General features: G+C 70.7%; 17 protein-coding genes, 1 tRNA gene and 1 pseudogene. 7 read left to right on the top strand and 12 right to left on the bottom strand.

What is annotated here, in order from left to right; genetic code table 11:
* Positions 1 to 148: 148 nt before the first annotated feature.
* The 3 genes and pseudogenes from IEZ17_RS10245 to IEZ17_RS10235 all read left to right on the top strand — a co-directional run.
* Positions 149 to 769, top strand: a pseudogene (locus IEZ17_RS10245) (hypothetical protein); the annotation flags it as partial.
* 76 nt (positions 770 to 845) lie between these two features.
* On the top strand, positions 846 to 2,546 hold the full coding sequence (locus IEZ17_RS42215; protein WP_229852123.1) for an FHA domain-containing protein: 1,701 nt from the start codon (positions 846 to 848) through the stop codon (positions 2,544 to 2,546).
* A 123-nt stretch (positions 2,547 to 2,669) separates the two neighbouring features.
* A complete protein-coding gene (locus tag IEZ17_RS10235; RefSeq protein WP_189298710.1) occupies positions 2,670 to 3,074 on the top strand; it encodes a globin in 405 nt (134 codons plus the stop codon).
* 484 nt (positions 3,075 to 3,558) lie between these two features.
* Here the strand turns inward: IEZ17_RS10235 and IEZ17_RS10230 are convergent, their stop codons facing one another.
* The 7 genes from IEZ17_RS10230 to IEZ17_RS10200 form a co-directional block, all read right to left on the bottom strand.
* The gene (locus IEZ17_RS10230; protein WP_189298708.1) at positions 3,559 to 4,341 is read right to left on the bottom strand and encodes a DUF8010 domain-containing protein; all 783 of its coding nucleotides are present in this window, start codon (positions 4,339 to 4,341) and stop codon (positions 3,559 to 3,561) included.
* Complete coding sequence (locus IEZ17_RS10225; protein ID WP_189298706.1) at positions 4,338 to 4,772, bottom strand: acyl-CoA thioesterase; 435 nt, start codon at positions 4,770 to 4,772, stop codon at positions 4,338 to 4,340. The genes IEZ17_RS10230 and IEZ17_RS10225 overlap by 4 nt, the downstream gene beginning before the upstream one ends.
* Before the next feature lie 5 nt (positions 4,773 to 4,777).
* The gene (ettA, locus tag IEZ17_RS10220; protein ID WP_189298704.1) at positions 4,778 to 6,442 is read right to left on the bottom strand and encodes an energy-dependent translational throttle protein EttA; all 1,665 of its coding nucleotides are present in this window, start codon (positions 6,440 to 6,442) and stop codon (positions 4,778 to 4,780) included.
* A 380-nt stretch (positions 6,443 to 6,822) separates the two neighbouring features.
* Complete coding sequence (locus IEZ17_RS10215) at positions 6,823 to 8,217, bottom strand: Cys-Gln thioester bond-forming surface protein (protein WP_189298703.1); 1,395 nt, start codon at positions 8,215 to 8,217, stop codon at positions 6,823 to 6,825.
* 233 nt (positions 8,218 to 8,450) lie between these two features.
* Complete coding sequence (locus IEZ17_RS10210) at positions 8,451 to 8,981, bottom strand: single-stranded DNA-binding protein (RefSeq protein WP_189298702.1); 531 nt, start codon at positions 8,979 to 8,981, stop codon at positions 8,451 to 8,453.
* A gap of 320 nt (positions 8,982 to 9,301) precedes the next feature.
* Entirely contained in the window at positions 9,302 to 11,461 is a 2,160-nt protein-coding gene (locus IEZ17_RS10205) for a YfjP family GTPase (protein WP_308427621.1), read from the bottom strand.
* Entirely contained in the window at positions 11,458 to 13,227 is a 1,770-nt protein-coding gene (locus tag IEZ17_RS10200) for a dynamin family protein (RefSeq protein ID WP_189298867.1), read from the bottom strand. Before IEZ17_RS10200 ends, IEZ17_RS10205 begins: the two co-directional genes overlap by 4 nt.
* A gap of 312 nt (positions 13,228 to 13,539) precedes the next feature.
* Between IEZ17_RS10200 and IEZ17_RS10195 the strand changes: the two genes are divergently transcribed.
* Positions 13,540 to 13,615 (top strand) — tRNA-Arg (locus IEZ17_RS10195).
* 249 nt (positions 13,616 to 13,864) lie between these two features.
* Here the strand turns inward: IEZ17_RS10195 and IEZ17_RS10190 are convergent.
* Positions 13,865 to 15,256, bottom strand: a complete 1,392-nt coding sequence (locus tag IEZ17_RS10190; protein ID WP_189298701.1) for a tyrosine-type recombinase/integrase — start codon at positions 15,254 to 15,256, stop codon at positions 13,865 to 13,867.
* A complete protein-coding gene (locus tag IEZ17_RS10185; protein ID WP_229852138.1) occupies positions 15,256 to 15,447 on the bottom strand; it encodes a helix-turn-helix transcriptional regulator in 192 nt (63 codons plus the stop codon). Before IEZ17_RS10185 ends, IEZ17_RS10190 begins: the two co-directional genes overlap by 1 nt.
* 1,259 nt (positions 15,448 to 16,706) lie before the next feature.
* Between IEZ17_RS10185 and cutA the strand changes: the two genes are divergently transcribed.
* A complete protein-coding gene (cutA, locus tag IEZ17_RS10180) occupies positions 16,707 to 17,033 on the top strand; it encodes a divalent-cation tolerance protein CutA (protein WP_189298699.1) in 327 nt (108 codons plus the stop codon).
* A gap of 50 nt (positions 17,034 to 17,083) precedes the next feature.
* On the opposite strand, the gene IEZ17_RS10175 is transcribed toward cutA, so the two are convergent.
* Entirely contained in the window at positions 17,084 to 18,328 is a 1,245-nt protein-coding gene (locus IEZ17_RS10175; RefSeq protein WP_189298698.1) for a helix-turn-helix domain-containing protein, read from the bottom strand.
* A gap of 122 nt (positions 18,329 to 18,450) precedes the next feature.
* Here IEZ17_RS10175 and IEZ17_RS10170 point away from each other — a divergent pair, with 122 nt between their 5' ends.
* On the top strand, positions 18,451 to 18,984 hold the full coding sequence (locus IEZ17_RS10170) for an ATP-binding protein (RefSeq protein WP_189298697.1): 534 nt from the start codon (positions 18,451 to 18,453) through the stop codon (positions 18,982 to 18,984).
* A gap of 50 nt (positions 18,985 to 19,034) precedes the next feature.
* Here the strand turns inward: IEZ17_RS10170 and IEZ17_RS10165 are convergent, their stop codons facing one another.
* Together IEZ17_RS10165 and IEZ17_RS10160 are read right to left on the bottom strand one after the other, a co-directional pair.
* The gene (locus tag IEZ17_RS10165) at positions 19,035 to 19,517 is read right to left on the bottom strand and encodes an SAM-dependent methyltransferase (RefSeq protein ID WP_189298695.1); all 483 of its coding nucleotides are present in this window, start codon (positions 19,515 to 19,517) and stop codon (positions 19,035 to 19,037) included.
* Positions 19,518 to 19,589: 72 nt separating this feature from the next.
* Entirely contained in the window at positions 19,590 to 20,978 is a 1,389-nt protein-coding gene (locus tag IEZ17_RS10160) for an NsdA family TPR-like regulatory protein (protein ID WP_189298693.1), read from the bottom strand.
* 291 nt (positions 20,979 to 21,269) lie between these two features.
* Between IEZ17_RS10160 and IEZ17_RS10155 the strand changes: the two genes are divergently transcribed.
* Positions 21,270 to 21,662 (top strand): DUF6415 family natural product biosynthesis protein, encoded by a 393-nt coding sequence (locus tag IEZ17_RS10155; RefSeq protein ID WP_189298865.1) that lies wholly within the window; start codon positions 21,270 to 21,272, stop codon positions 21,660 to 21,662.
* Positions 21,663 to 21,677 lie beyond the last annotated feature (15 nt).

Here is a 21,677-nt window from a genome sequence, read left to right as displayed (position 1 = left end):
GGTGCACGCCATCGTCACGGTCACCGCGACCGGGGGCGGCACGACCGGCGGGCGCCCGGTGCCCGCGCCGCGGACGGGCCCGGACGGGCCGGTTCCGGCGGGCCGGCACGGGTCGGTCCCGGCGGGTCCGGACGGCGGTGCGGCCCGCATCGCCGATGTGGGGCTGCGGGTGTGGACGCCGCGCGGTGCCGAGGTCGCGCACCTCCGGCAAGTGGCACCCACCGTGGCGGACCTGACCGCGCGGCGGCGGGCGTCCGGCCCCCTCTCGGGGGACTATCCGACCGGCTCCTGGGGCGACGAGTCGCGTGACTATCACCTCTGTTTACGGGTCCCGGACGCCGGCCTCGGCCGGCGGATGCTGGCCGCCCGGGTCTCGCTGGTGCTCTCCGGACCGGACGGCTCCGCTCCGCGGACCGTGTCGCAGGGGCTCGTCAAGGCCGTCTGGACCGACGATCCCGCCGCCGCGGCGGCGATCGACCCGCAGGTCGCGCACTACACAGGACAGGCGGAACTGGCGCAAGTCATCCAACAGGGGCTGGATGCCCGCAAGTCAGGAGATGCCGCCCGCGCCGTGGCGAAGCTGGGCCGGGCGGTGCAACTGGCCCGCGCCGCGGGGAACGGGGACATTGCGAAACTCCTTGCGAAGGTGGTGGACGTCGTCGATGCCGCGACCGGTACTGTGCGACTGAAGGCGAAGGTCACCGAAGCCGGCGAGAGAACTCTCGGAACGCACTCGACGACCACCGTCCGCGTCACGGAACACCCATAGAAACAGCCACAGAAGATCACCATCAGCACCGATCAGTACCACCTGGAAGAATCGGTACGGAGGGGGAAGAACCGACATGCCTACCTGCCCGAACGGCCACCAGTCGGTGGCCGAAGACTGGTGCGAGGTGTGCGGCCAGCGGATGGCGGGCGCTGTCCCCCCGCCGCCCTCTCTGCCCGCGGGGTTCCTGAACACCCCGCCGCCCGCCGAGCCGACCGGCCCGGCGGCACCGCCCCCGGGACAGCCGGGCCCGCCGCCGGCCGGCGGCCCCGGTGGACCCGGCGCGCCCGGCCACGGCCCGGTGCCCGGCGCTCCCGTTCCCGGTGCTCCCGTTCCGGGCCCCCCCGCACCCGGTGGCCCCGGCCCCGGCCCGCAGGGCGGCTACGGCTTCCCGCCGCCCGTCCCCGGCCCCGGCGGTCCCGGCGCCCCCGCTCCCTTCCCCGGTGCTCCTGCCCCTGGCGGCCCCGGCGCACCCGGCCCCGGCGACACCGGTCCGCAGGGCGGCTACGGCTTCCCGCCGCCGGCCCCCGGCCCGGGCGGTCCCGGCGCGCCCGCTCCCTTCCCCGGTGCTCCTGCCCCTGGCGGTCCCGGCGCACCCGGCCCCGACGCCTCGGGTACACCGCCGCACGGCATGCCCCCGCAGGGCACCCCGCCGCCCGGCGCCCCCGCACCGTTCCCGGCTCCCGGCCCCGGGCAGCCAGGGCAGCCGGGCGCACCCGAGCTGTGCCCGCAGTGCCGTACGCCGCGCCAGGCGATGGCGCCGTTCTGCGACGAGTGCCGCTTCAACTTCCTCACCAACTCCCCGACTTCGTTCGCCCCGCCGCCCGGCGCCCCCGGCCCGCAGGGCGGCCAGGGCGGTTACGGCTTCCCGCCGCCCGCCCCCGGCCCCGGCGGTCCCGGCGCGCCCGCTCCCGGTACGCAGGGCGGGCAGGACGGCTACGGCTTCCCGCCGCCGCAGCAGGGCCCGCCGCCCGGCATGCCCGGCCCCGGCGGCTTCCCCGGTCAGCCCGGCCCGCCCCCCGGCATGCCCGGCCCCGGTCCCGCCGGCCAGCCCGGTCCGCCGCCCCCGCACCAGGGCGGCGACGACTGGACGCTGAACCCGCCGGCCGCCCAGCACGCGGCCCCGCCGATGGCTCCCGCGCCGCCCGGCCCCGGCCCGCAGGCACCGTTCGAGCAGCAGCCGCCCGCGCCGTTCCCGCCGCAGCAGCCGGGACCGTACGACCAACAGCCGGGACCGTACGACCAGCAGCCGGGACCGTATGACCAACAGCCAGGGCCTTACGAGCAGCAGCCGGGTCCCGACGGGCAGTGGACCGGCGGTCCCGGCCCGGGTCCTGCGGCGCCGCCGCAGGGTCCGCCGCCGGTCGTCGGCGACGGCTGGGTGGTGGCCATCGCGCCGGACCGCGAGTACTTCATGGCGATGATGGCCCGCAGCGGCCCGGAGGCGGCGGGGCTCAACCTGCCCTCGTACTCCCCCGAGCAGGTGCTGCCGCTCGCCAACGGGCAGATCGCGGTCGGCCGCCGCCGGAACAGCACCGGTGAGTCGCCGGACGTCGACCTGGGCCGCCCGCCGGAGGACCCGGGCGTCTCGCACCAGCACGCCCTGCTCGTCCAGCAGCAGGACGGCAGTTGGGCGGTGGTGGACCAGAACTCCACCAACGGCACGACGATCAACCTCGCCGAGGAGCCGATCCAGCCGTATGTGCCGGTGCCGCTCCACGAGGGCGACCGGGTGCACGTCGGCGCCTGGACGACCCTGACCGTCCGCCGGGGCTGACCGCACCCGGCAGCAGGACCCCAACTCCGGGGCGTGATCAGCCGATCACGCCCCGGAGCCGTTTCCGGTCGCCCGCGTCCTACGACCGAAGTCCTCGGCCGGAGCGTCTGCCACCATGGACCGGTGAACAAGATTCCGCACGGCACGCTTCAGGAGCAGACCTTCTACGAGCAGGTCGGCGGCGAGGACACCTTCCGCCGCCTGGTGCACCGCTTCTACCAGGGGGTCGCCGAGGACCCGCTGCTGCGGCCGATGTACCCGGAGGAGGATCTGGGTCCGGCCGAGGAGCGGCTCGCCCTCTTCCTCATGCAGTACTGGGGCGGCCCCCGTACGTACAGCGAGGGCCGCGGCCACCCCCGGCTCCGGATGCGGCACGCCCCGTTCACCGTCGACCGGGCCGCGCACGACGCGTGGCTGCGGCACATGCGGGACGCGGTGGACTCCCTCGGGCTGGCCGAGGAGCACGAGACGCAGCTGTGGAACTACCTCACGTATGCGGCAGCGACGATGATCAACGCGGCGGAGTGAGAGACCTGTCACACCCGGCCCCGGCGCACCGGCCCTGAGGTGCCCGCGGGCCCTGATGTGCTCGCGTCGCCATCCGGTCGAGCCCGCCCGCAAAGCACTCACCCGGCACGTCACACCCCGACGGCATCCTCCGCATCCGATCACGCTTCCGGACGTCGCGAGCCTGACGCCGTGCACCTGATGTCGCGAACCTGACGCCGCGAACCTGCCGGTGCGTCCCGGCCGATTCGTCCCGGCTGGAGGTTCCGTGCCCCAGGGGGACCGTGTCCGGCTTCATCGTGCTGCGGGTGCGCGCGCACCCTCCGGCCGCCCGCCCGGCGGCGGGTCCGGAGCACACCTCGCGAGCCCGCACGAGCACGCACGAGCCCGCACCAGCAGGCACCCGCACGCAGCCCCAGTCACCCGCAACCCGCAGGCACCCGCACGCCCAGGCCACCCGCCGTAGTCGGGCACGCCCCGGCCACCCGCCGTAGTCGGCCTCGCCTCAGACCGGCGAGACCGTCAGCCCCGACAGCCCGGTCAACCCCGCCGGCCCCCCGGTCCGTACCGCGATCGACCCGTACGGCGTGCTCAACCGCAGCCATCCCCCGGCGGCCAGCAACGCCGGCCCCTGCTCCGGTCCGGGCGGCACCACCGCGGTCGAGCTGCCGCCGACGGATGCGCCGGCAGCAGCACCGGCATTGACCCCGCCATCGGCGCCCCCGGCCATCGCCCCCGCACCGGCCCGCACCGGCCTCAGGAACCCGAGCGCCTGCGCCGCATGCACCGCCCGCAGCGGCAGATGCGTGTCACCGAGCGTCCGGGACCATATCTCCCGCCCGATCCGGTCGCGCTCGGTCCGGGTACGCCGCTGCGGCGGCAACGCCTCGTCCCGCGCCCGGAATTCGGCGACCGCGGCGGCCACCGCGCGCGCCAGCGCCTCGGGCGAGGGCAGCCCCGGCACCCGCGTCCAGCCACCGCGCGGCGGCAGCATCCCGGCCCACGGCGGGCCGGTGACCGCGGCCGGCACGGTCACCCGGTCCGCCGACTCCTGGACGCCTTCGAGGAGTTCGCCCGCGGACACGGTCACGTCCAGCGTGAGGTCCTGCGCGAGCCGCGCCGTGCGGATCGCCAGCACCTCGAAGGACGGCGGCCGGCCGAACACCGCCAGCACCCCGCCCCCGGCCTGAAGCCGCACCGCCGCCGCGCGGTCGTAGTGGATCAGCCGGGCGAGGAAGGCGGCGAGGTCCGCCGCCTCCCCGGCATCGGCCAGGTGCAGCGCCGTCATGCGGAGACGGCCCCCTCCTGGTGCGCGGCGTCGTCCAGGTACTCCTTGAGGATCGCCTTCTCCTCGGCGGTGAGGCGGCGCGGACGCCCCTCCGCGAAGTGGTACGGAACGACGACGGTCGAGGCCCGGAGGTAGACCGTCTCCTCGTCCTTGACCTCGTACCCCACCGTCATCGACGCCGCGCTGATCTTCTTCACCCACAGCTCGACGGTCACCGGCTCGGGGCGGTGCACCAGCTGCCGCACGTAGTCGATCTCGTGCCGGGCGACGACCGAGCCGCCCGTGAACGACGGGCTGCCGCCCCCCGGCGCCAGCCGGCGCATGAAGTCGATCCGCGCCTCTTCGAGGTAGCGGACGAACACCGCGTTGTTGACGTGGCCGAACGCGTCCATGTCCGACCAGCGCAGGGGGCACGGGTAGAGGTGTCGCACGACGGTCAGCCCCGGGTCAGCTTCTTGTACGTCGCACGGTGCGGACGGGCCGCGTCGGCGCCGAGGCGCTCGATCTTGTTCTTCTCGTACGACTCGAAGTTGCCCTCGAACCAGAACCACTTGGAGTCGCCCTCGTACGCCAGGATGTGCGTGGCGACGCGGTCGAGGAACCAGCGGTCGTGGGAGACGACCACGGCGCAGCCGGGGAACTCCAGCAGCGCGTTCTCCAGGGAGGACAGCGTCTCGACGTCGAGGTCGTTGGTCGGCTCGTCGAGGAGGAGCAGGTTGCCGCCCTGCTTGAGGGTGAGCGCCAGGTTGAGGCGGTTGCGCTCACCGCCGGAGAGGACCCCCGCCGGCTTCTGCTGGTCCGGGCCCTTGAAGCCGAACGCGGAGACATAGGCCCGCGAAGGCATCTCGACCTGGCCGACGTTGATGTAGTCCAGCTCGTCGGAGACCACGGCCCACAGGGTCTTCTTGGGGTCGATGTTCTCGCGGCTCTGGTCGACGTAGGAGATCCGGACGGTCTCGCCGACCTTGATGTCACCGGAGTCCGGCGTCTCCAGGCCCTGGAGCATCTTGAACAGCGTGGTCTTGCCGGCGCCGTTGGGGCCGATGACGCCGACGATGCCGTTCCGCGGCAGGGTGAAGCTCAGGTCCTCGATCAGGACCTTGTCGCCGAACGCCTTGTTGAGCTTGTCGACCTCGACGACGACGTTGCCCAGACGCGGGCCCGGCGGGATCTGGATCTCCTCGAAGTCCAGCTTCCGCATCTTGTCGGCCTCGGCGGCCATCTCCTCGTAACGCGCCAGGCGGGCCTTGGACTTGGCCTGCCGCCCCTTGGCGTTGGAGCGCACCCACTCCAGCTCTTCCTTGAGGCGCTTGGCGCGCTTGGCGTCCTTCTGGCCCTCGACCTTCAGACGGGTCTGCTTGGTCTCCAGGTACGTGGAGTAGTTGCCCTCGTAGCCGATGGCGCGGCCTCGGTCGAGCTCCAGGATCCAGCCGGCGACGTTGTCGAGGAAGTACCGGTCGTGGGTGACGGCGACGACGGTGCCGGGGTACTTGGCGAGGTGCTGCTCCAGCCACTGCACGGACTCGGCGTCCAGGTGGTTGGTGGGCTCGTCGAGGAGCAGCAGGTCGGGGGCCTCCAGCAGCAGCTTGCACAGCGCGACGCGGCGGCGCTCACCACCGGAGAGGTTGGTGACCGGCCAGTCGCCGGGCGGGCAGCCGAGCGCGTCCATGGCCTGCTCGAGCTGGGTGTCGAGGTCCCAGGCGTTGGCGTGGTCGAGGTCCTCCTGGAGCTTGCCCATCTCCTCCATCAGCGCGTCGCTGTAGTCGGTCGCCATCAGCTCGGCGACCTCGTTGAAGCGGTGGAGCTTGCCCATGATCTCGGCGGCGCCGTCCTGCACGTTCTGCAGCACGGTCTTGGACTCGTCCAGCGGCGGCTCCTGGAGGAGCATGCCGACGGTGTAGCCGGGAGAGAGGAAGGCGTCGCCGTTCGACGGCTGCTCAAGACCAGCCATGATCTTCAGCACCGTGGACTTGCCGGCGCCGTTGGGACCCACGACACCGATCTTCGCGCCCGGCAGGAAGCTCAGCGTCACGTCGTCAAGGATGACCTTGTCGCCGTGCGCCTTGCGCGTCTTGCGCATCGTGTAGATGTACTCAGCCAAGAGAAACCGTCCGGCAGTCTGGATCTATCAGGTGGTCTGTGCGGCTCCGCCGCCTGGGCCATGGTGCGGCGTGGCCGCGCGAGGGCAGATACACCCCATCTTGCCGTACGTCCATCCCTGGACGGAAACGGGTGCCACTGGGCGGACGGCCACGGCCCCGGAGCGCATGTCGCACTCCGGGGCCGCGAGGTGCCCGGCCGGCAACCGCCCGCTCATTCCGAGCGAGCGGTGCGATCGCCGAGCGTCACCGCCGTGTCACTGCTGCGGGCGTCCCCGCCGGCAGCAGCACCGACGGCATTGTTGCCGGTGTTGCTGATGTTGCAAGTGTTGCAAGTGTTGCAGGTGTTGCCGTGATGCCGCCGACCGCTGTGCGGTCGCCGTCACGCGGACGGGGTGGACTTCTTCTTCCGCAGGAAGAACACCGCCGCGCCGCCGACCACGACGAGGACGGCCGCGATACCGGCTATCACCGGGGTGGCGCTGCTGGAGCCGGTCTCGGCGAGGTCATGGCCGTGGCCGCCGCCCGTGGTGCCGCCGGCCGAGGCCGGGCTGGGGTGCGGGGAGGGCTTGCCGCCGCCGTTGCCCGCGGTCTTGCAGTTCAGGACGCCGGAGAACGTCTTCTTGAAGCCGCCCGCACCGGTGATCGTGATCTGGTACGACTGCTTCTCGGCCACCGGAACGGTCACGGTCCGCGACGCGCCCGGTGCGATCGAGTAGTCCTTGCCGGCCAGCTGGAAGCGGAACGCCTCGTCGCCCTTGTTGGTCGCGGTGACGTCCACGCCGCCCTTGGCGCAGTCCTTCTCCGCGGTGATCGCGGGGATCGCGCCCTGCTTCTTCCAGGAGACCGTGGCCGCCGCGGAGACCGTGGACTCGCTGGACCCGGCCAGGATCTGGGTCTGGCTCCTGGCGTGCTCACCGATGCCGGTGAAGGCGCGGCCGACCGGGACCTTGGTGGCGGCCTGCGCGGTCAGCGAGGTGTTGCCGTCCTTGGTCCCCTTGGGGACGTCGAAGAACAGCTGGGTGCCGTCGGTGGCGCTGGTGACCGGCTTCCCGTCCTTGCCCACGACCTTGACGCCGGCCGGCACGTCGGCAGCGGGGGAGATCGTGACGCTGTCGGCGTTGGTGTGCACGGTGACCGGGCCGAGCTTGCCGCCGGACTTGCCGGAGACGGCCGGCGGGTCCAGCGTGAGCGACGCCTTGGGCTCGCCGACGTTCTGCGCGCTCTTCTCCAGGTAGGCGGCGAGCTTCTCGGCCGCCGGGTCGACCGCGTCCACCTTGGCGTGGTCGGAGAAGCGCCAGATCGCGACCTGGGTGCCCGCCGCGGCGGTCTTCTCGGTGAGGTTGCCGGCACCGGCCTTGGCGGCGAGCGCGGCCAGGTCGTTCACCTGCGGGTAGGAGTTCTGGAGAATCCAGCGGATCTTGCCCGCGTCCGCGTTGTCGTGCAGCGACGAGGCGCTCCAGGGCACTTCCTGGTACCGCGCCTGCTGCTGCGTCGGGTTGTGGATGTCGATGCAGTACGTCTGTAGCGTGCCGCCGTTGTCGACCGACATCTCGAAGAGCCCGGCGCCGACGCGCTGGTCCCCTCCGTCGCCGTGCACCACTGCCTGGTCGAAGGTCTTCAGACCCCCGAGCGTCGCGGTGGCGCCCCCGTGCCAGGTGGTCGCGTCGTCGGCCACTGCGGTCCCCGCGGTGGCTATCGCACCCGCCGCGACGAGGCCCGAGGCCACGACCGCGGCGGCAAGGCGGGCTGCGCCCCGCCCTTTCATCGAAAGCATTGATTTCCCCTCTGGGCGAGGCGGTCGGCTGGAGAGGTTGCCTCGCCGGAAAGATCCCAAGAACTCAACGGCCGAACTGCTCAGCCTGGTCAGCCCCCGTGAGTACTCGTCAGATCCTATGGAGCAGGCGCATCACCGTCCCCAGTAATAGCGTCCTATAAGCGATCCGAATCGCAATCGTTATCGAGCACGGGCACCCTGACCTGGCATTATCGACAAATCGTCAGAGGTTTTCAGGCTGCTGACGCCTTCTGCGGTGAATTGCCTGCCGCCCCGGAGGGCCTTGGCGGCGGCTCCGCCCGGCCTTTCGCCGACGATGTCGTTGCTGCCTCAACTTCTTTGAACTCCGGACCGTCCACCGGCCGTTGGGACGGCGCGGATTCCTGCCGCGCCCTTACCACCCGGCGGAATGCGGCGGTCCCCCGCGAGAGGTCATGGCCGATCGCGATGGCGTCGATCTCCGCCGCGAACCATCGCTGTCCCCCCTTCTCCGGCGGCTGCTCGCCCTCCCGCAGCCGCAACCGTCCCTGGACGACGAGGGGTTCGCCCACCGCCACCGACGCGGCCACGTTGTCCGCGAGCGCGCGCCAGGACCGCACCGTATAGAAGCTCGTCTCCCCGTCGGTCCAGCACTCCCGGGCCTTGTCCCAGCGCCGCGAGGTCGCCGCCATCCGGAACCGCGCCACCGGCACCCCCGCGGCGGTCTCCCTGTGCTCCACCGCCGTCGCCGCGTTCCCCACCAGTGTCACCATCGTGTCGTTCATGGAAGGTTCCCCCCGTCCGCCCTTTACGGCGTATCTCTGTGGCTCCCGCTGTGATCTCCCCGGGCGCCGCATCTCCGAATGCCAGGTCCCTGCGTGCCGGATCTCTGAATGCCAGGTCCCTGGGCGCACGCAATGCTTGTGCCACGTCGCGCTGCGTTGCCGTGCGCTGTGCTGCACCGCGCTGTGCTGCACCGCGTTGCGTTGCGTTGAACTCATGCTGCACCGCCGCGGCTTCGGCCGCTGCGGGCTGTGGACGACAGACCGTATGTGGACAACTCCGTCACCGGGAAGGGTGAGGCCGCGCCCCCTCCCGCCCTGCGTCACACGCCCGACGCCACCGCGTACTGCTCCCGCACCTCGCGGTACCGCAGCAGTTCGGCCGCGACCGGCTCCAGTACCCGCGCCCGCCCGCACCCGGCCGCCGCGCCCCGCAGCCGCCGCTCGGCCTCCTGCCCGTACCGCCGGGCCGGGCCGCGCGCCACCGCCCCGCACAACCAGGTCAGCGCCGGGCCGCCCACCGAACCGACAGCGGCAGGCAGCAGCCCGGCCGGCCAGCCGGCGGCGTTCGTCACGCCCGTCGCCGCCCCCAGCAGCCAGAGCACGCCCACCACTTGCAGCACGAACAGCAGCCCCTGCACCGCCGCCGCCACCGTCCACCACCGCGGCTTCACGGCCGGCCCCTGCCGCAACGATTCCTCGGCCTCGGCAGCCACCGCGTCCAGCGCCTCCGGCAGCCCGCCCGCGCCCCGCACCGCCGCCTCCTGCACCGCCTGCGCCCACGGCGTCGGCAGCCCCCGCGCGGCATCCTCCGCCACGGCCCGCACCGCCTGCTCCACCACCGGCCGCGCGGCAGCCCGGCCGTCGCCGGTCCGTACACCATCAGCCCCTACGAGGCCACGCCGCGCGGAACCGCCCCGTGCGGAACCGCCCCGCACGGCACCGGCGCGCCCACCGGTGGCCCGCCCCGAAGCAGAACCTGAAGCAGGACCCGAAGCAGGGCCCGAAGCGGGACCCGAAGCGGAACCTGACGTCGCAGGCCCCGAAGCAGCAGCCCCTGAAGGAGAAGTAGCGGGCCCCGCGCCGGTGCCCGTCCCGCCGGCCCCGGCCGCCCCTTCCTTCCGCCGGGCCCGCGAACCGCCCCTCCGACCGCTCCTCCGGCCACTCCCCCGACCGCCTCGACGGCCGCGCAACCGCGACCACGGCGACCCGCAGGCCCGCTCCGCGTGCCGGAGCCAGTCCCGTTCCGCGGCGCGCCCGGTGGCCGCCGCGCCCACCGCCTCGGCCAGCCGGCCGTCGAACTCCTCACGAGCCCGTTCGGTCAACCCGACCCGGCGCTCCGCCACATACACCGAACGCAGCCGCTCGGCCGCGGCGTCCACATCGGCCGTCAGCCGGCGGTCCGCCGCGCCCCGCTCCGCGACGAACTGGCCCAGGGCCTCCCGTAGTTCCGCCACTCCCTCGCCGGTCGCCGCGGACAGCGCCAGCACCGCCGCGCCGGGTTCCCCGTGCTCGCCGAGCGCCAGCCCGTCCTCGTCCAGCAGCCGGCGCAGATCGTCCACGACCTGGTCGGCGGCGTCCCCGGGCAGCCGGTCGACCTGGTTGAGCACCACGAAGGTGACCTCGGCGTAGCCCGCCAGGGGCCGCAGATACCGCTCGTGCAGCACCGCGTCCGCGTATTTCTCCGGGTCCACCACCCAGATCACCGCGTCCACCAACTCCAGCATCCGGTCGACCTGTTCGCGGTTCGCGGTGTCCGAGGAGTCGTGGTCGGGAAGGTCGAGCAGGACGAGGCCGCGCAGCTCCTGAGCGCCCTCCCCGGGGATGTGGCGGCGGTGCACCGGAACCCCCAGCCGCCGCAGCAGCCCGTCCGCCCCCGGCCTGCCGCCCGACCAGACGCACGCCACCGGTTCACCGGTCGTCGGCCGGCGCGCGCCGACCTGCGAACGGTTCGCCCCGGCCAGCGCGTTGAAGAGCGACGACTTGCCGCTGCCGGTCGCCCCCGCGATGGCGACCACGGTGTGCTCGCCGGACAGCCGGTAGCGCTCGTCGGCCGCCTCCAGTACCCGCCCCGCCTCGTCCAGCACCGCCCCGTCCAGCCGGGTCCGGGACAGCGCGATCAGCTCGCGCAGCGCCTCCAAGCGGGGACGCAGCCCCTCCGCCGCCACCCGCCGCGCGCCGCCGGGCACCCACTTGTACCCGCCGGCCCCGATACCTCCCTCGTCCCGGCCGTTCGCACTGGCCTCGTCCTCCTGGAGGTCTCCCTGGAGGTCCGCCTGCCGGAGACCCGCCCGAACCGCTGCTTCCGGCGTCTCCGCGGCGTCCGGACCGGCCTTCGCACGGGCCCCCGGCACGACGGGCTCCGCGTCCTGCGCCTCGATCCGCGCGTCCCCGCCGCGCACCCGCCGGGCGATCACCCCGTCGTCCCATGCCGTGCCCGCACCGTCCCCGCCCGCCGCCCGCTGCTCCTCGGAGTCCGTCACCCCGTCACCGCCTCCCGCTCGCACACGACCGCCTTGTCATGGGGATCCCCGAGATCCCTGTGGGCCCTCTGGCCCTCGTGGCCCTCGTGGCCCTTGAGGTGGTCCTTCTCCTTCCGCGCTCTCTCCTTCTGCAATACGGACAGCGCGGCGATCAGCTCGGCCTGCTGGTCCGGTGGCACGGTCAGCGGGTCCAAGGGGGCCAGCCGCCGCTCCCGTTCGCCGGACAGGGCGCGCTCCAGATACGTGGTCAGCAGCCGGCTGCCCCGGTCGCACAGCCGCAGCGCGCTCTGCGCCCCCAAGAGGTCCGCGAGGTTCTCGCCCGCCGTACGGGCGCGGCGACCGCCGAGCAGCGCGGTGGCCAGCAGCGCCGCCGACTCCTCCGCCGCCACCGAGCCGGCCCGTTCACCGGCCTGGCCGCCGCGCGCCTCGCGGGTCTCCTCGTCGGCGAGCTCCTCCAGGCAGCGCCGCCAGCGCCGGATGACCACCCCGAGCCGCCCGTCCGCCCCTGTGGCGCCCGCCGCCGCCAGCCGGACGTCCGCCGCCGCGGGGTCGCGCCGCCAGGCGTCCGCGGCCCGCTCGTCCGCCTCCGCGACGGCGCACGCCAGCAGCGCCGTCAATCCATGGGTCAGCGCGTCCAGCAGTTCGTCGGCCCGGCCGCCGCGGGGGTGCTCGTGCCAGTGGGCGCGCGCGTCCCCGGCCAGTACCTCGCCGGCCGCGACCTCCCGCCGCACCCGCTCCGCCGCCGCCTCGTACGCCTCCTCGACCCGGCCGGCCAGCCGCAGCGCGGCGGCGTGCTGCGCAGCGGCGGCCCCGGCGAGCGCGGGGAGCCGGCTGCGCAGCGAGGCGAGTGCGCCGGACGCCGTGCGGTCCGCGGCGGCAGTACGGGCGACAGGGTCCTGGGCGTGCCACCCCAGCCACTCGCGCAGCCCGGCGACCGCCGTGGCGGGCAGCAGTCCGCGGCCCCCGCCGGCCGACTCGGGCAGTTCGGGAATGGTGAAGCGGGGGACGTGGCCGAGCCCGGCCCGCTGGAGCAGTTCGGCGTACCGGGCGGAGATGTCGGGGGCGATCTGGTGCGGCACCCGGTCCAGCACCGTCACCAGCGTGACGTCGTACTCCTTGGCCGTCCGCAGCAGATGCCAGGGCACCGCATCCGCGTAACGGGCGGCCGTGGTGACCAGCACCCAGACGTCGGCCGCGCAGATCAGCTCGGCGGCCAGCTCCCGGTTGCCGGCGACCAGCGAGTCGATGTCCGGGGCGTCCAGCAGCGCGAGCCCGCTGGGCAGCGCGGGATCCGTCTCGATCCGCACGGTCGGCATCCCCGGGTCGCCGGTGCCGCAGCCGCCGCTTGCGGCACCCTCGTAGGAACCCCGCCCGCTCCCCTCCCCGCCGTCCTGTTCCGGCACCCACACCCGGGTGAGCCCCGGCAGCACCCGCTGCCCGGCGAACCAGCGGTGATCGTCGGGATGGCACACCAGCACCGGCATACGGGTCGTCGGGCGCAGCACCCCGGCCTCCGAGACCCGCCGCCCGACCAGCGAATTGACCAGGGTGGACTTGCCCGCCCCGGTGGAGCCGCCGACGACGGCGAGGAGAGGTGCCTTAGGGGCGCGCAGACGGGGAATCACATAGTCGTCGAGCTGGGCGAGCAGTTCGGCCCGGTTTCGCCGGGCCCGGGCGGCGCCCCGAAGCGGCAGTGGAAAGCGTGCGGCGTCGACGCGGTCACGCAGAACGGACAGGGCGTCGATCAGTCGGGGTCCTACGTCCAAGGTCGCCACATGTGCAGAATGCCCAATTTCGATGGGTTTTTGAAGCGTATAACCCCTTGTGCGCGCCGCGAGAACCCGCACAGAACGGGGCGAGTGACACACGGAACGTTCGGGACAACCGAGACGCAGGCATAACGACTGCACAACACCCGCCGCACGAAACGCCAAAAGCCGTGCAGGATTCGTACCTGCCTGCGATTATCGGGATCGCTTCACCGAACCTCCACAACGTGCCACGGAGGTGAAGCAACCGGGACGAGGTACCCGGACCTCTATCCTGGTCCGCGGTCCGTGATCCACACCCACCACCCGGCCCCCGTAGCTCAGTGGATAGAGCAGGTGCCTTCTAAGCGCTTGGCCGCAGGTTCGAGTCCTGCCGGGGGCGCCACTGACGCCTTGTCAGATTGGCGACATATTCGCAGGTCAGATCGCGTCTGACTGATCACTGAGACGAACCGGACTCCCTCCCTCCAGCGAGGGCGGAGTCCGGCTGACACCGGCCAAAACCGGGTTTCTACGGGTGTCCGTCCCACATACGTCCCACAAAATCGGGGGCCCGGGAAGGCCCTCCAGCCCCTCCCGGCACGCAGCAGAGCGGCCCCGGAGCCCGCTGTTCGCAGGGTTCCGAGGCCGCTCTTCACGCCGCCACCTTTGGTAGGTCTTGGACGCCTTCGATCCGTTTGAGGTAGTCATCCAGCTGACCGACGATGCAGCGTGCATAAATGGCCAGCAGGACCGGCACGCTGTTGCCAGCCCATTCGGCGACCTGGGCGGGCGGGATGTTGCTGTTGAGCCACGTCGTCAGGCAGGTGTGGCGCAGGTCGTACGGGCGCTTCCCCGTTGGCGTCTTAAACAGGTGCTCAGGCACGACAGCCTTGCGTGCCTTATTCCACACGCGCCGGAACACCGAGCCCGCAAGCATGTCGCCCTTCTCGCCAGGGAAGAGGAGGTCGGCCGGCTTGAGGTCGTACTCCTTGATGATCTCCAGGAGGATCGCGACGAGGGAGGGGTGAATGGGGACAGTGCGCGTGTCGCCTTCCCCTCGGCCCTTGAGGTCACGTTCCTCATGGACCTCGCCGGTGTCGGTCCACTGGCTGCCCACTTCGGGCTGGGCCTCATGGACGAGGAACTCACCCCAGCCGGTCTCCGGCAGCGTGGCGTCCCCGACTCGGAGAGCGACGGCTTCCTCCGGACGCAAGCCCGCGAAGTAGAGGGTTGCGAAGAAGGCTCGGTAGAGGCGTCCGCGACGCGGACGCCTGCCTATCCAGTCCAGCATCTTCGCGACCAGGTCGCGGTTCAGCAGGCATCGCTTGTCGATGGCCTGGGCCACCTTCGGAGCGCTGCGCGCCTTTCCCTTAGGAAGCGGATTGGCCTTCAGGTAGTTGTGCCTGATGGCGTAGTCCATGACCAGGTTCATGATCCGGTCGTTGCGCGTGATCGAGCTGGCCGCTGCTGCGGTGCCGTCCAGCAGGGTGCTGAGAGCAGTGACGACCTTGTCGACGTTCTCGACCTTCTCCCAGGCGCTCATCGGGAGGGAGTTGCGCTTGATCCAGTCGAGGATCGTCTGGACCTCATCTGGGATGCGCTCGTCGGGATCGTTCCGCCGGTTGACGTTGAAGGCGTACTCCCGCAGCGCTCGGCGGACCTTCATCGGCTCGAAGTGGGCTGGCGGCGGCGTGCGCAGCAGGGCGATGGTCGCCGGTGTCAGCGCCTTGGCCATGTTCTTGCGGGTGTTGCCAGAGGCGCGCGGCCATTTCCAGTCGACGTACTCGATGGCGAACTGGAACCAGTTCACCTCGGCTGCCTTGGACGACCAGGAGACCGGCAGACCCAGCTCGATGTCGAATGGCTCACGCTTCCGGTGTGCGGCCATGAGCTTCGAACGTTCGTCGTCAGCGACAGCGGACTTCTTGTAGGTCTTGCTGTGCTTCTTGTAAGCGACCTTCCAACGGACGGTATAGCTATTGCCCTTGGCCCGCTTGTTCGTCTCGATTGGATAAAAACGAACGTCCAGCGAACTGGTGTCCATCAGGAAGGGTCCTCGCAATCAATCAACCAGTTTTCGAGATCGCTGCGCCGTATTCGAAGAGAGCCGTTAGGGAGCCGGATGCAGCGTGGCCCTCGCCCCTTTTGCCGCCAGTCGTAGAAGGTGCTCCGGGCGACCCCCAGTTCGTCGCACACTTCATCGACTGTCAGCTTTGCCCCAGGTCGCGTCGCCACTGTCACGACGCCACCCCGCCGGCGCGGTTGGCGTCGCCGACACGTCGGCCTGACACATCGGGGTGAAAAAGGGCAGGGGGTATCGCGGATCGGCACATGAAGCGGGGTCCTTGCGAAGAAGCGCGCAGAGCGGCAGAGCGGAATCAGCAACGCCGGGTTCCTCACCGAGTCGGCGAGGCATCGCTGTCCTTTGGCGAACAGGCGCTGCGTTTCAGGGCAGCAGTCACCGCGAGCCGCGCATTGCCTCCTTTCCTGTTCACGGCACGGTCAACTGCATCCGACACGGCTCCACCGCCAAGCGCAGCCGAGTGCGAACGAGATCAATGGTCCGCACAGTCCCCGGTTTCGCTAACCGGGGATCGTCTGCTATGTATCTCCCTGCGCCACGAGGGCGTGTCCCTTGCCCTCTGCTCCGGCGTCGGTCACGACGCCAGTCGGTAGGACCGCAGCGCAGGAGTCGCGCCGTCAGTGACAAGCACCAACAGCCCGTCATCGGTGAGGCGGTCGAGGTTTCGGGCGACGACGCGCTCAGGGGCTCCGACGGCTCGGGCCACATGGCGAGTTGCGGCTCCCGGGTGCCCCGCGACGTGCGCGAGGACCGCGCGGTCACGCCGGTACCCGCGTTGGAGCAGATCCTCGCCAAACAGGCCGGCGGCACAGACGCACAGGCACAGCGCCGTGGACAGAGATCCGTAGTCCTCAGTCCGTTGTGCCGCCCACGCGTTCATGGCGCCGAGCGCCAGGAGGATGGGGGCCGTGAAGCGGGCAGATCGGATAACAGCGTTCGACAGGTGGACCTCCGTGGGGTCGGTGCTCGGTCGCGAGGCCGAGCGGGATTTTGCGGGCTGTCGTGGCGCGGCGGGCCGCCGCCCGCCAGGAGCCCACATCCCTTCGCTGACCTGGTGTTCCGGGACGTTGTACGTTGACATGGTCTCGGAGGAGGTTCCAGTCGTTTAGGGCTCTTTCTCGTCTGCCGTGGGCTGAACAATGCATAACCCCGACAGTGACCAGGGATCTCTCCGCCACGGCCCCATTGAGGGGCACGCACGCGCCGATACCACGAAGCCGTTACGCGACCTTTTCGACGAGAGGACCTTCACCGTGATGGCGAAGCAACGCTCGCCACCCGGGATCGTGGGCCGCTGCATGAGTGATCAGGTCGGTGGGTGAATCCCCCCTCCTCGCCGGTGTCCACCACCCGTCGGCCCGCGCTGGACAGCTGGATAGGGTCGCGGTACCCGAGCTGGAGAGGTAGACGCATGGCCCACGAGATCGTGATCGCGCAGACGACCAGTGACAACGAGGATCAGGCGAAGGCTCTCGCCCGAGGCGCGGTTGAGAGCAAGTTGGCAGCGGGCGTTCACATCGATGCGCCCATCACCGCCTTCTACTGGTGGAAGGGGAAGGTCGAAGCGGCACAAGAGTGGCGGATCTCGTACATGACGTCGGCAGACCACCTCCCAGCACTGGAGGCGTGGCTGCACGAGAAGCATCCGTATGACGTCCCCCAGTGGATCACGCTGCCCGTGACCGGAGGGTCGGAGGCGTACCTGTCCTGGGTGGTCGACGAGACTCACCCCCAGTAGAGCCGGCCACCCAGCACTTCGCCCTCAGCGAGCCTGAACGCCGGGATGGCTCACGACGCGAACGCCAGCAAGTGGCCAGCCAGATCGCGCTCAGTTTCGGGGAGCCAGGCGGCGATGCTCTGCGCCCGATGACGTCCCATAGTGTTCGGCTTCGACTCCGCTGCCGCTGCGAACTGGCGCGCGACGTAGACCCCACGGTCTACGTCGCCGCCACGGAGCAGCGCCGACGCCAGATCGCCGAGGACCACCACTCCGGATTCAGGAAGCTCCTGACCGAGGCGCTTGACTGCGGAGTCCGCTGTGACCGTCAGCTCTTGGCGCTTGAGTTCGCCGTAGACCGAGAGGGCCAGTGAATCCATCCGGTACGGCGTCACGAAGCGGACCCACGCCTGCTCGCTCGTGTGATTGGCGAAGTCGTACGCGAATCGCGCCTGTTCCAAGGCCCGGAGAGCGCCGGCATCGTCTCCTGATTGGGCCGCTTCCTCCGCGTACCGCCCTAACACCCATGCTGCAGCGGTCGCGCTGCCGTGTCCACGCACGTCCTGAGCCGCCTGTGACAACATTTCCAGCGCCTTCTCTGGGGTAGCGGCCCCGTAGCTCGCATAGCCCAGCGCAAGGGCACGCAGCGGCGGGTGCCCTGCTTCCTTCGCGCATTCCGAGGTCACTCGGTAGTAGGCGGCGGCCTTGTCGTGTTCCCCGAGGTCCCAGGCGACCCATCCGGCAAGGGCAGCGGTTTCGCCCGCCGCGATGGTCAGCGCCCGCCCATGTTCGCCAGCTCGGGGAAGGGCCGCCGTGATCGCGTCGAGGTGTGACTCGACCCGGTTCTGCAGACTGCGCGCGCTTTCGTTCAGCTCGTCCAGATGCAATCCAGCAGCGTGGTCGATGAGCACGGATGCGGACTCGGGGTCGATCCTGGCTCCCTTACTGAGCGCGTAGGCGAGTCGACCCCATGGTTCGGCAGCGGCTGCCGCCCCGATGATGGCGCCCCCAAGGAGCGTTCGACGCTTCACGTCGTCCGGGTCCTCCCCTTCACGGTCGTCCCTCTTTCTCCGCCTGGCGCGGGCGGCCTTCGCCTCCCGCAGGAGCAGCTCCAGCGGGACACCGCAGGCCACAGCGATGTTTCCAAGCGTGTGATCTGTAGGGACGTTTTCACCGTTCTCGTACCGGCTGACCTCTCGGCGGGTCACCGTCGCCCGGCCCGAGGCCGTGTTGATCGCGTCTGCCTGTTCATCCATAGTTCGGCCCGCCTCACGGCGCAGCTGACGGAGTAGCTCGGCAAACGGATCTACTGGCATGAGTGTGACCTCAGTCGGTGGGGGATTCCAATCTTGGCCCTAACTCCCCCCTCGTTTTCCCCCCTTGACAAATATTTCCCCCCTCATGTTTCCCCTGTTCTGCATCGCGGGACCACGGTGCGATGGGAGGCATGACCACGTACCGCGCAACGCCTCACCTTCATGGTGCGGCTGGCGGCGGCCCCACCGCCGTCAGCAGCGCGCCGGCCACGCCACCGCCGACGTCACGTGCATTCGAGATGTCCATGGAGCCGGCGGACGTTCATGTAGCTGAAGCGCGCGGCACCACTGCGGTTCTGCTCAGGTTGTGGGCACTGCCGGAATCCACGTCGGAGGATGCCCGGTTGGTCGTCTCTGAGCTGGTTACCAACGCGATCCGACACGGCTCCGGCGCCGTGAAATTACGGGTGGAGTACAGATGCCGGCAGGTCCGGATCGAGGTCACTGACGGCAGCGACACCGCACCCGAACGGCGCCGTGCGGGTGCCGACGACGTTGGCGGACGAGGGTTGTCCCTGGTCGCAGCTCTGGCACGGCGATGGGGCGTGATCGACGGAGGCCGGACCGCGTATGCCGTGATTCCCGCTGATGCAGGACGCGAGAGCGTCCAGGCCGCGTCCTCGACGTGGTGTGCACTGAGCTTGGAGGCACACTGATGCCGCTCACCCGCACCGCCGACCGTCCTTCGCTGGCCTCGGCCGTCAAACTAAGGACGCTCCGAGGCGTCATGCCAGTAGTCGGCAAGCATCTCGCCCGGCCAGGCTGGCTGTCGGACTTGGCCCCGGGGGCCCATCTGCTCGAAGTACGGAGCCAAGTCGATGATGGGCGTCCCGTCGACGGCGTCGAGATCGGTGACCAGGAGGTCTCGGCCTTCCACCTTAAGCAACCTCGGGTAGCTGATCGCCAGTTGGTTCGGTCGTCGGTGATTGCGGTGGACGAAAGTTCCTGTTGCCGGCCAGCTCTCGTTCCCGCGGGGGCTGCGTGCATGAAGCTGCACGTCTCCCGGCGATGCCAGGTGGAATCGCCACGTCACCACAATGTGGGAGAACTCCTCGATGCCCTGCAGCGTTTCGAGAGGGTATGTGCCGTCGAGCCTGATGATCGACTCGACCCCACCCTGGTAGTCGTCCTGAACACGGGTGTGGCCCCCGACGACTGTTGCGATCGACTCGACCTGGTACGTCGCCATCGGTGCTCGTCCCTCTCCCTCGGCGCAGCCTGTGCAGCAGCTCATGGTCGGTGTCTGGAAGCTGCTCTGTGGTCAGCCTATGGTGCGCAACATCTCCCTTGCCCGGCGGTCCAGTTCGGCGACATGACGCCCGCCGCGTCGCCGGACGGGAGACAGGTCGCTCTGCATGCGGACGATGACGTCGCGGGCACGGCCGGACTGAACGCCGGCCATGGCGTCAAGCGCTTGGTTCCAGGTGGCGCACGCCTCGTCGAGGCGTCCCTGGTGGACCTGGACGGCACCAAGGTAGCCGAGGGTCACGCTGTGAGTGCGGGCGTACTGCTGGCGACGACGAGTGGCGACGCTCCTTCGGAAGTGGATCTCCGCATCCCGCGACTGCCCCATGTCCCGCAGCGCACAGGCGGTCTCGTGGGCCAGGGAGGCGTCCTGGAAGAAGCCCACACGGCTGGGGGCGTCGTCACTGTCGGCTCGAGCGAGGTCCCGTTCTGCGCGGCTGATTGCCGCGAGGGTGCCGGCGCGGTCGCCGTCTACCGCCAGGGCTCGGGCGTGGACGATGGCGAGCAGCGCCTTCTCGCGGTGGCTGGCCTGCCCGTAGCGGTCGCGGGACATCGAGGAGTCGGCCAACGCGAGCGCACGCCGAGGGTGCCCAAGGTCTACTGCTTGATGCGCGAGGGCGCGCAGGATGTGGCCGCCAAGCGGTCCGTCACCCGCTTCGGCTGCGATGCGGGCGGCAACAGTGAGGTAGCGCTGAGCAGTTCGGTGTTCGGAGGCGTCGAAGGCCATCCAGCCTGCGAGGTAGGTCATCTCCGCGACAGCCGAGTAGGTCTCCCGGCGAATCTGTTCGGTGCTGAACCTGCTGCCGAGCAGGGGCACGGCTTCGTCGCGAAGATGGCCGGCGAGGGCCGAGCGGCCGGAGGCTCCACCGCGCTGCTGGTCGCGTGCGGAGTAGAAGGCGGTCAGATCGCGGACATCTTCGATGTCGATCTGCGTCACCTGCCGGGAGGAGACTGCAGGACGCTTCGCCGCCGCGGCAGGAGCGGCTGCCCACCACGAGGCGGCGGGCAGGACGAGGCTGGCGGCCGAGTACGCGGTGGCCGCCAGCAACTTGCGTCGGTGCATATCGAGGTCGTCGCTTCCCAACTCGGCCAGCACGGTCAGAGGGTCGACGCTCCAGTCGGAACCGCTTTCGGTTTGGCCTGTGGCTTCACCTTCCAGCCCAAGGTCGACCAAAGTGAGGCGGCGGCCGAGCCTGCGGGACAGCGTCTCGCGCAGGATATGCGGCGCTCGTCCACTCGGCTTCGTGCCCAAGACCCACATGGAGATGTGCGAGCGGGAGATCGCCTCCAGCTCGCGCGCCCCGCACTCCGTGGCTACCCGGGCGACCGCCGCGGCTGCTTGCGGCTGGGACCAGCCAGCTTCGCGCAGAAGTGCGGCAAGGGCGACGTTTCGCACACGGGCCATGGACTGCCCCTCGGTTCTGAAATGATCTTTGGCGCCTTTGGCGGCCTTGCAGGCCGCGCAGGCATACCCCCGGGCGGGGATTCAGGGTTCGCTCAACGTAGCGACCAGATCACTCACTTTGCACGACGGCCATCATCCCTGCACGGCGGATTCCCATCAACTTGGCTTGCTTTGAACAGGAGTTGTGTCATGCGCCTCTCTCTGGCTGGACGCCAGGAAGCCGGTCAACGCATCGCACCTAGCAAGAAGGCCCGCACTGCTGACGAGCCGGATTCGCAGCGCGACCAAACGGTGGCAGCAGCGGAGACAGTGGCGCTCGTGTTGGACGAGGACTCGCCTCTGCCACAGACCGCCTCCGACATTGAGGACCTCGCGCGGCGCCTGCGCGGTCACATACGTCAACTCGGCGTCCTCGCGCCCAAGGAGGAGTGGGCGCTGCACCACGCTCAACAGCTCAGCTCAGCAGGGGTCCCCGCCGGCTACATGCCCAGCAGGGTGCATCTGGTCCAACTGGCTGAGGCGACCCAGGAGCTCGTGGCGACCGTGGAGACCCGCGGCGCCGGCCATGCGATGCAACAGCGGGGACGTCGTTGGTGGATGCCGCGAATCAACATCGTGCGGGGTGCGGTCTTCGCGGTCGCCTTCACCTTTCTGGGCCTGGCCGCGTCGGTGCTGCGGACGTGACCCCTACCGGGGCGG

Source organism: Streptomyces albospinus (assembly GCF_014648695.1).
GTDB classification, from domain to species: domain Bacteria; phylum Actinomycetota; class Actinomycetes; order Streptomycetales; family Streptomycetaceae; genus Streptomyces; species Streptomyces albospinus.
The sequence above is the reverse complement of the archived record's forward strand: the minus strand, read 5'-3'. Positions and strand labels throughout refer to the sequence as shown.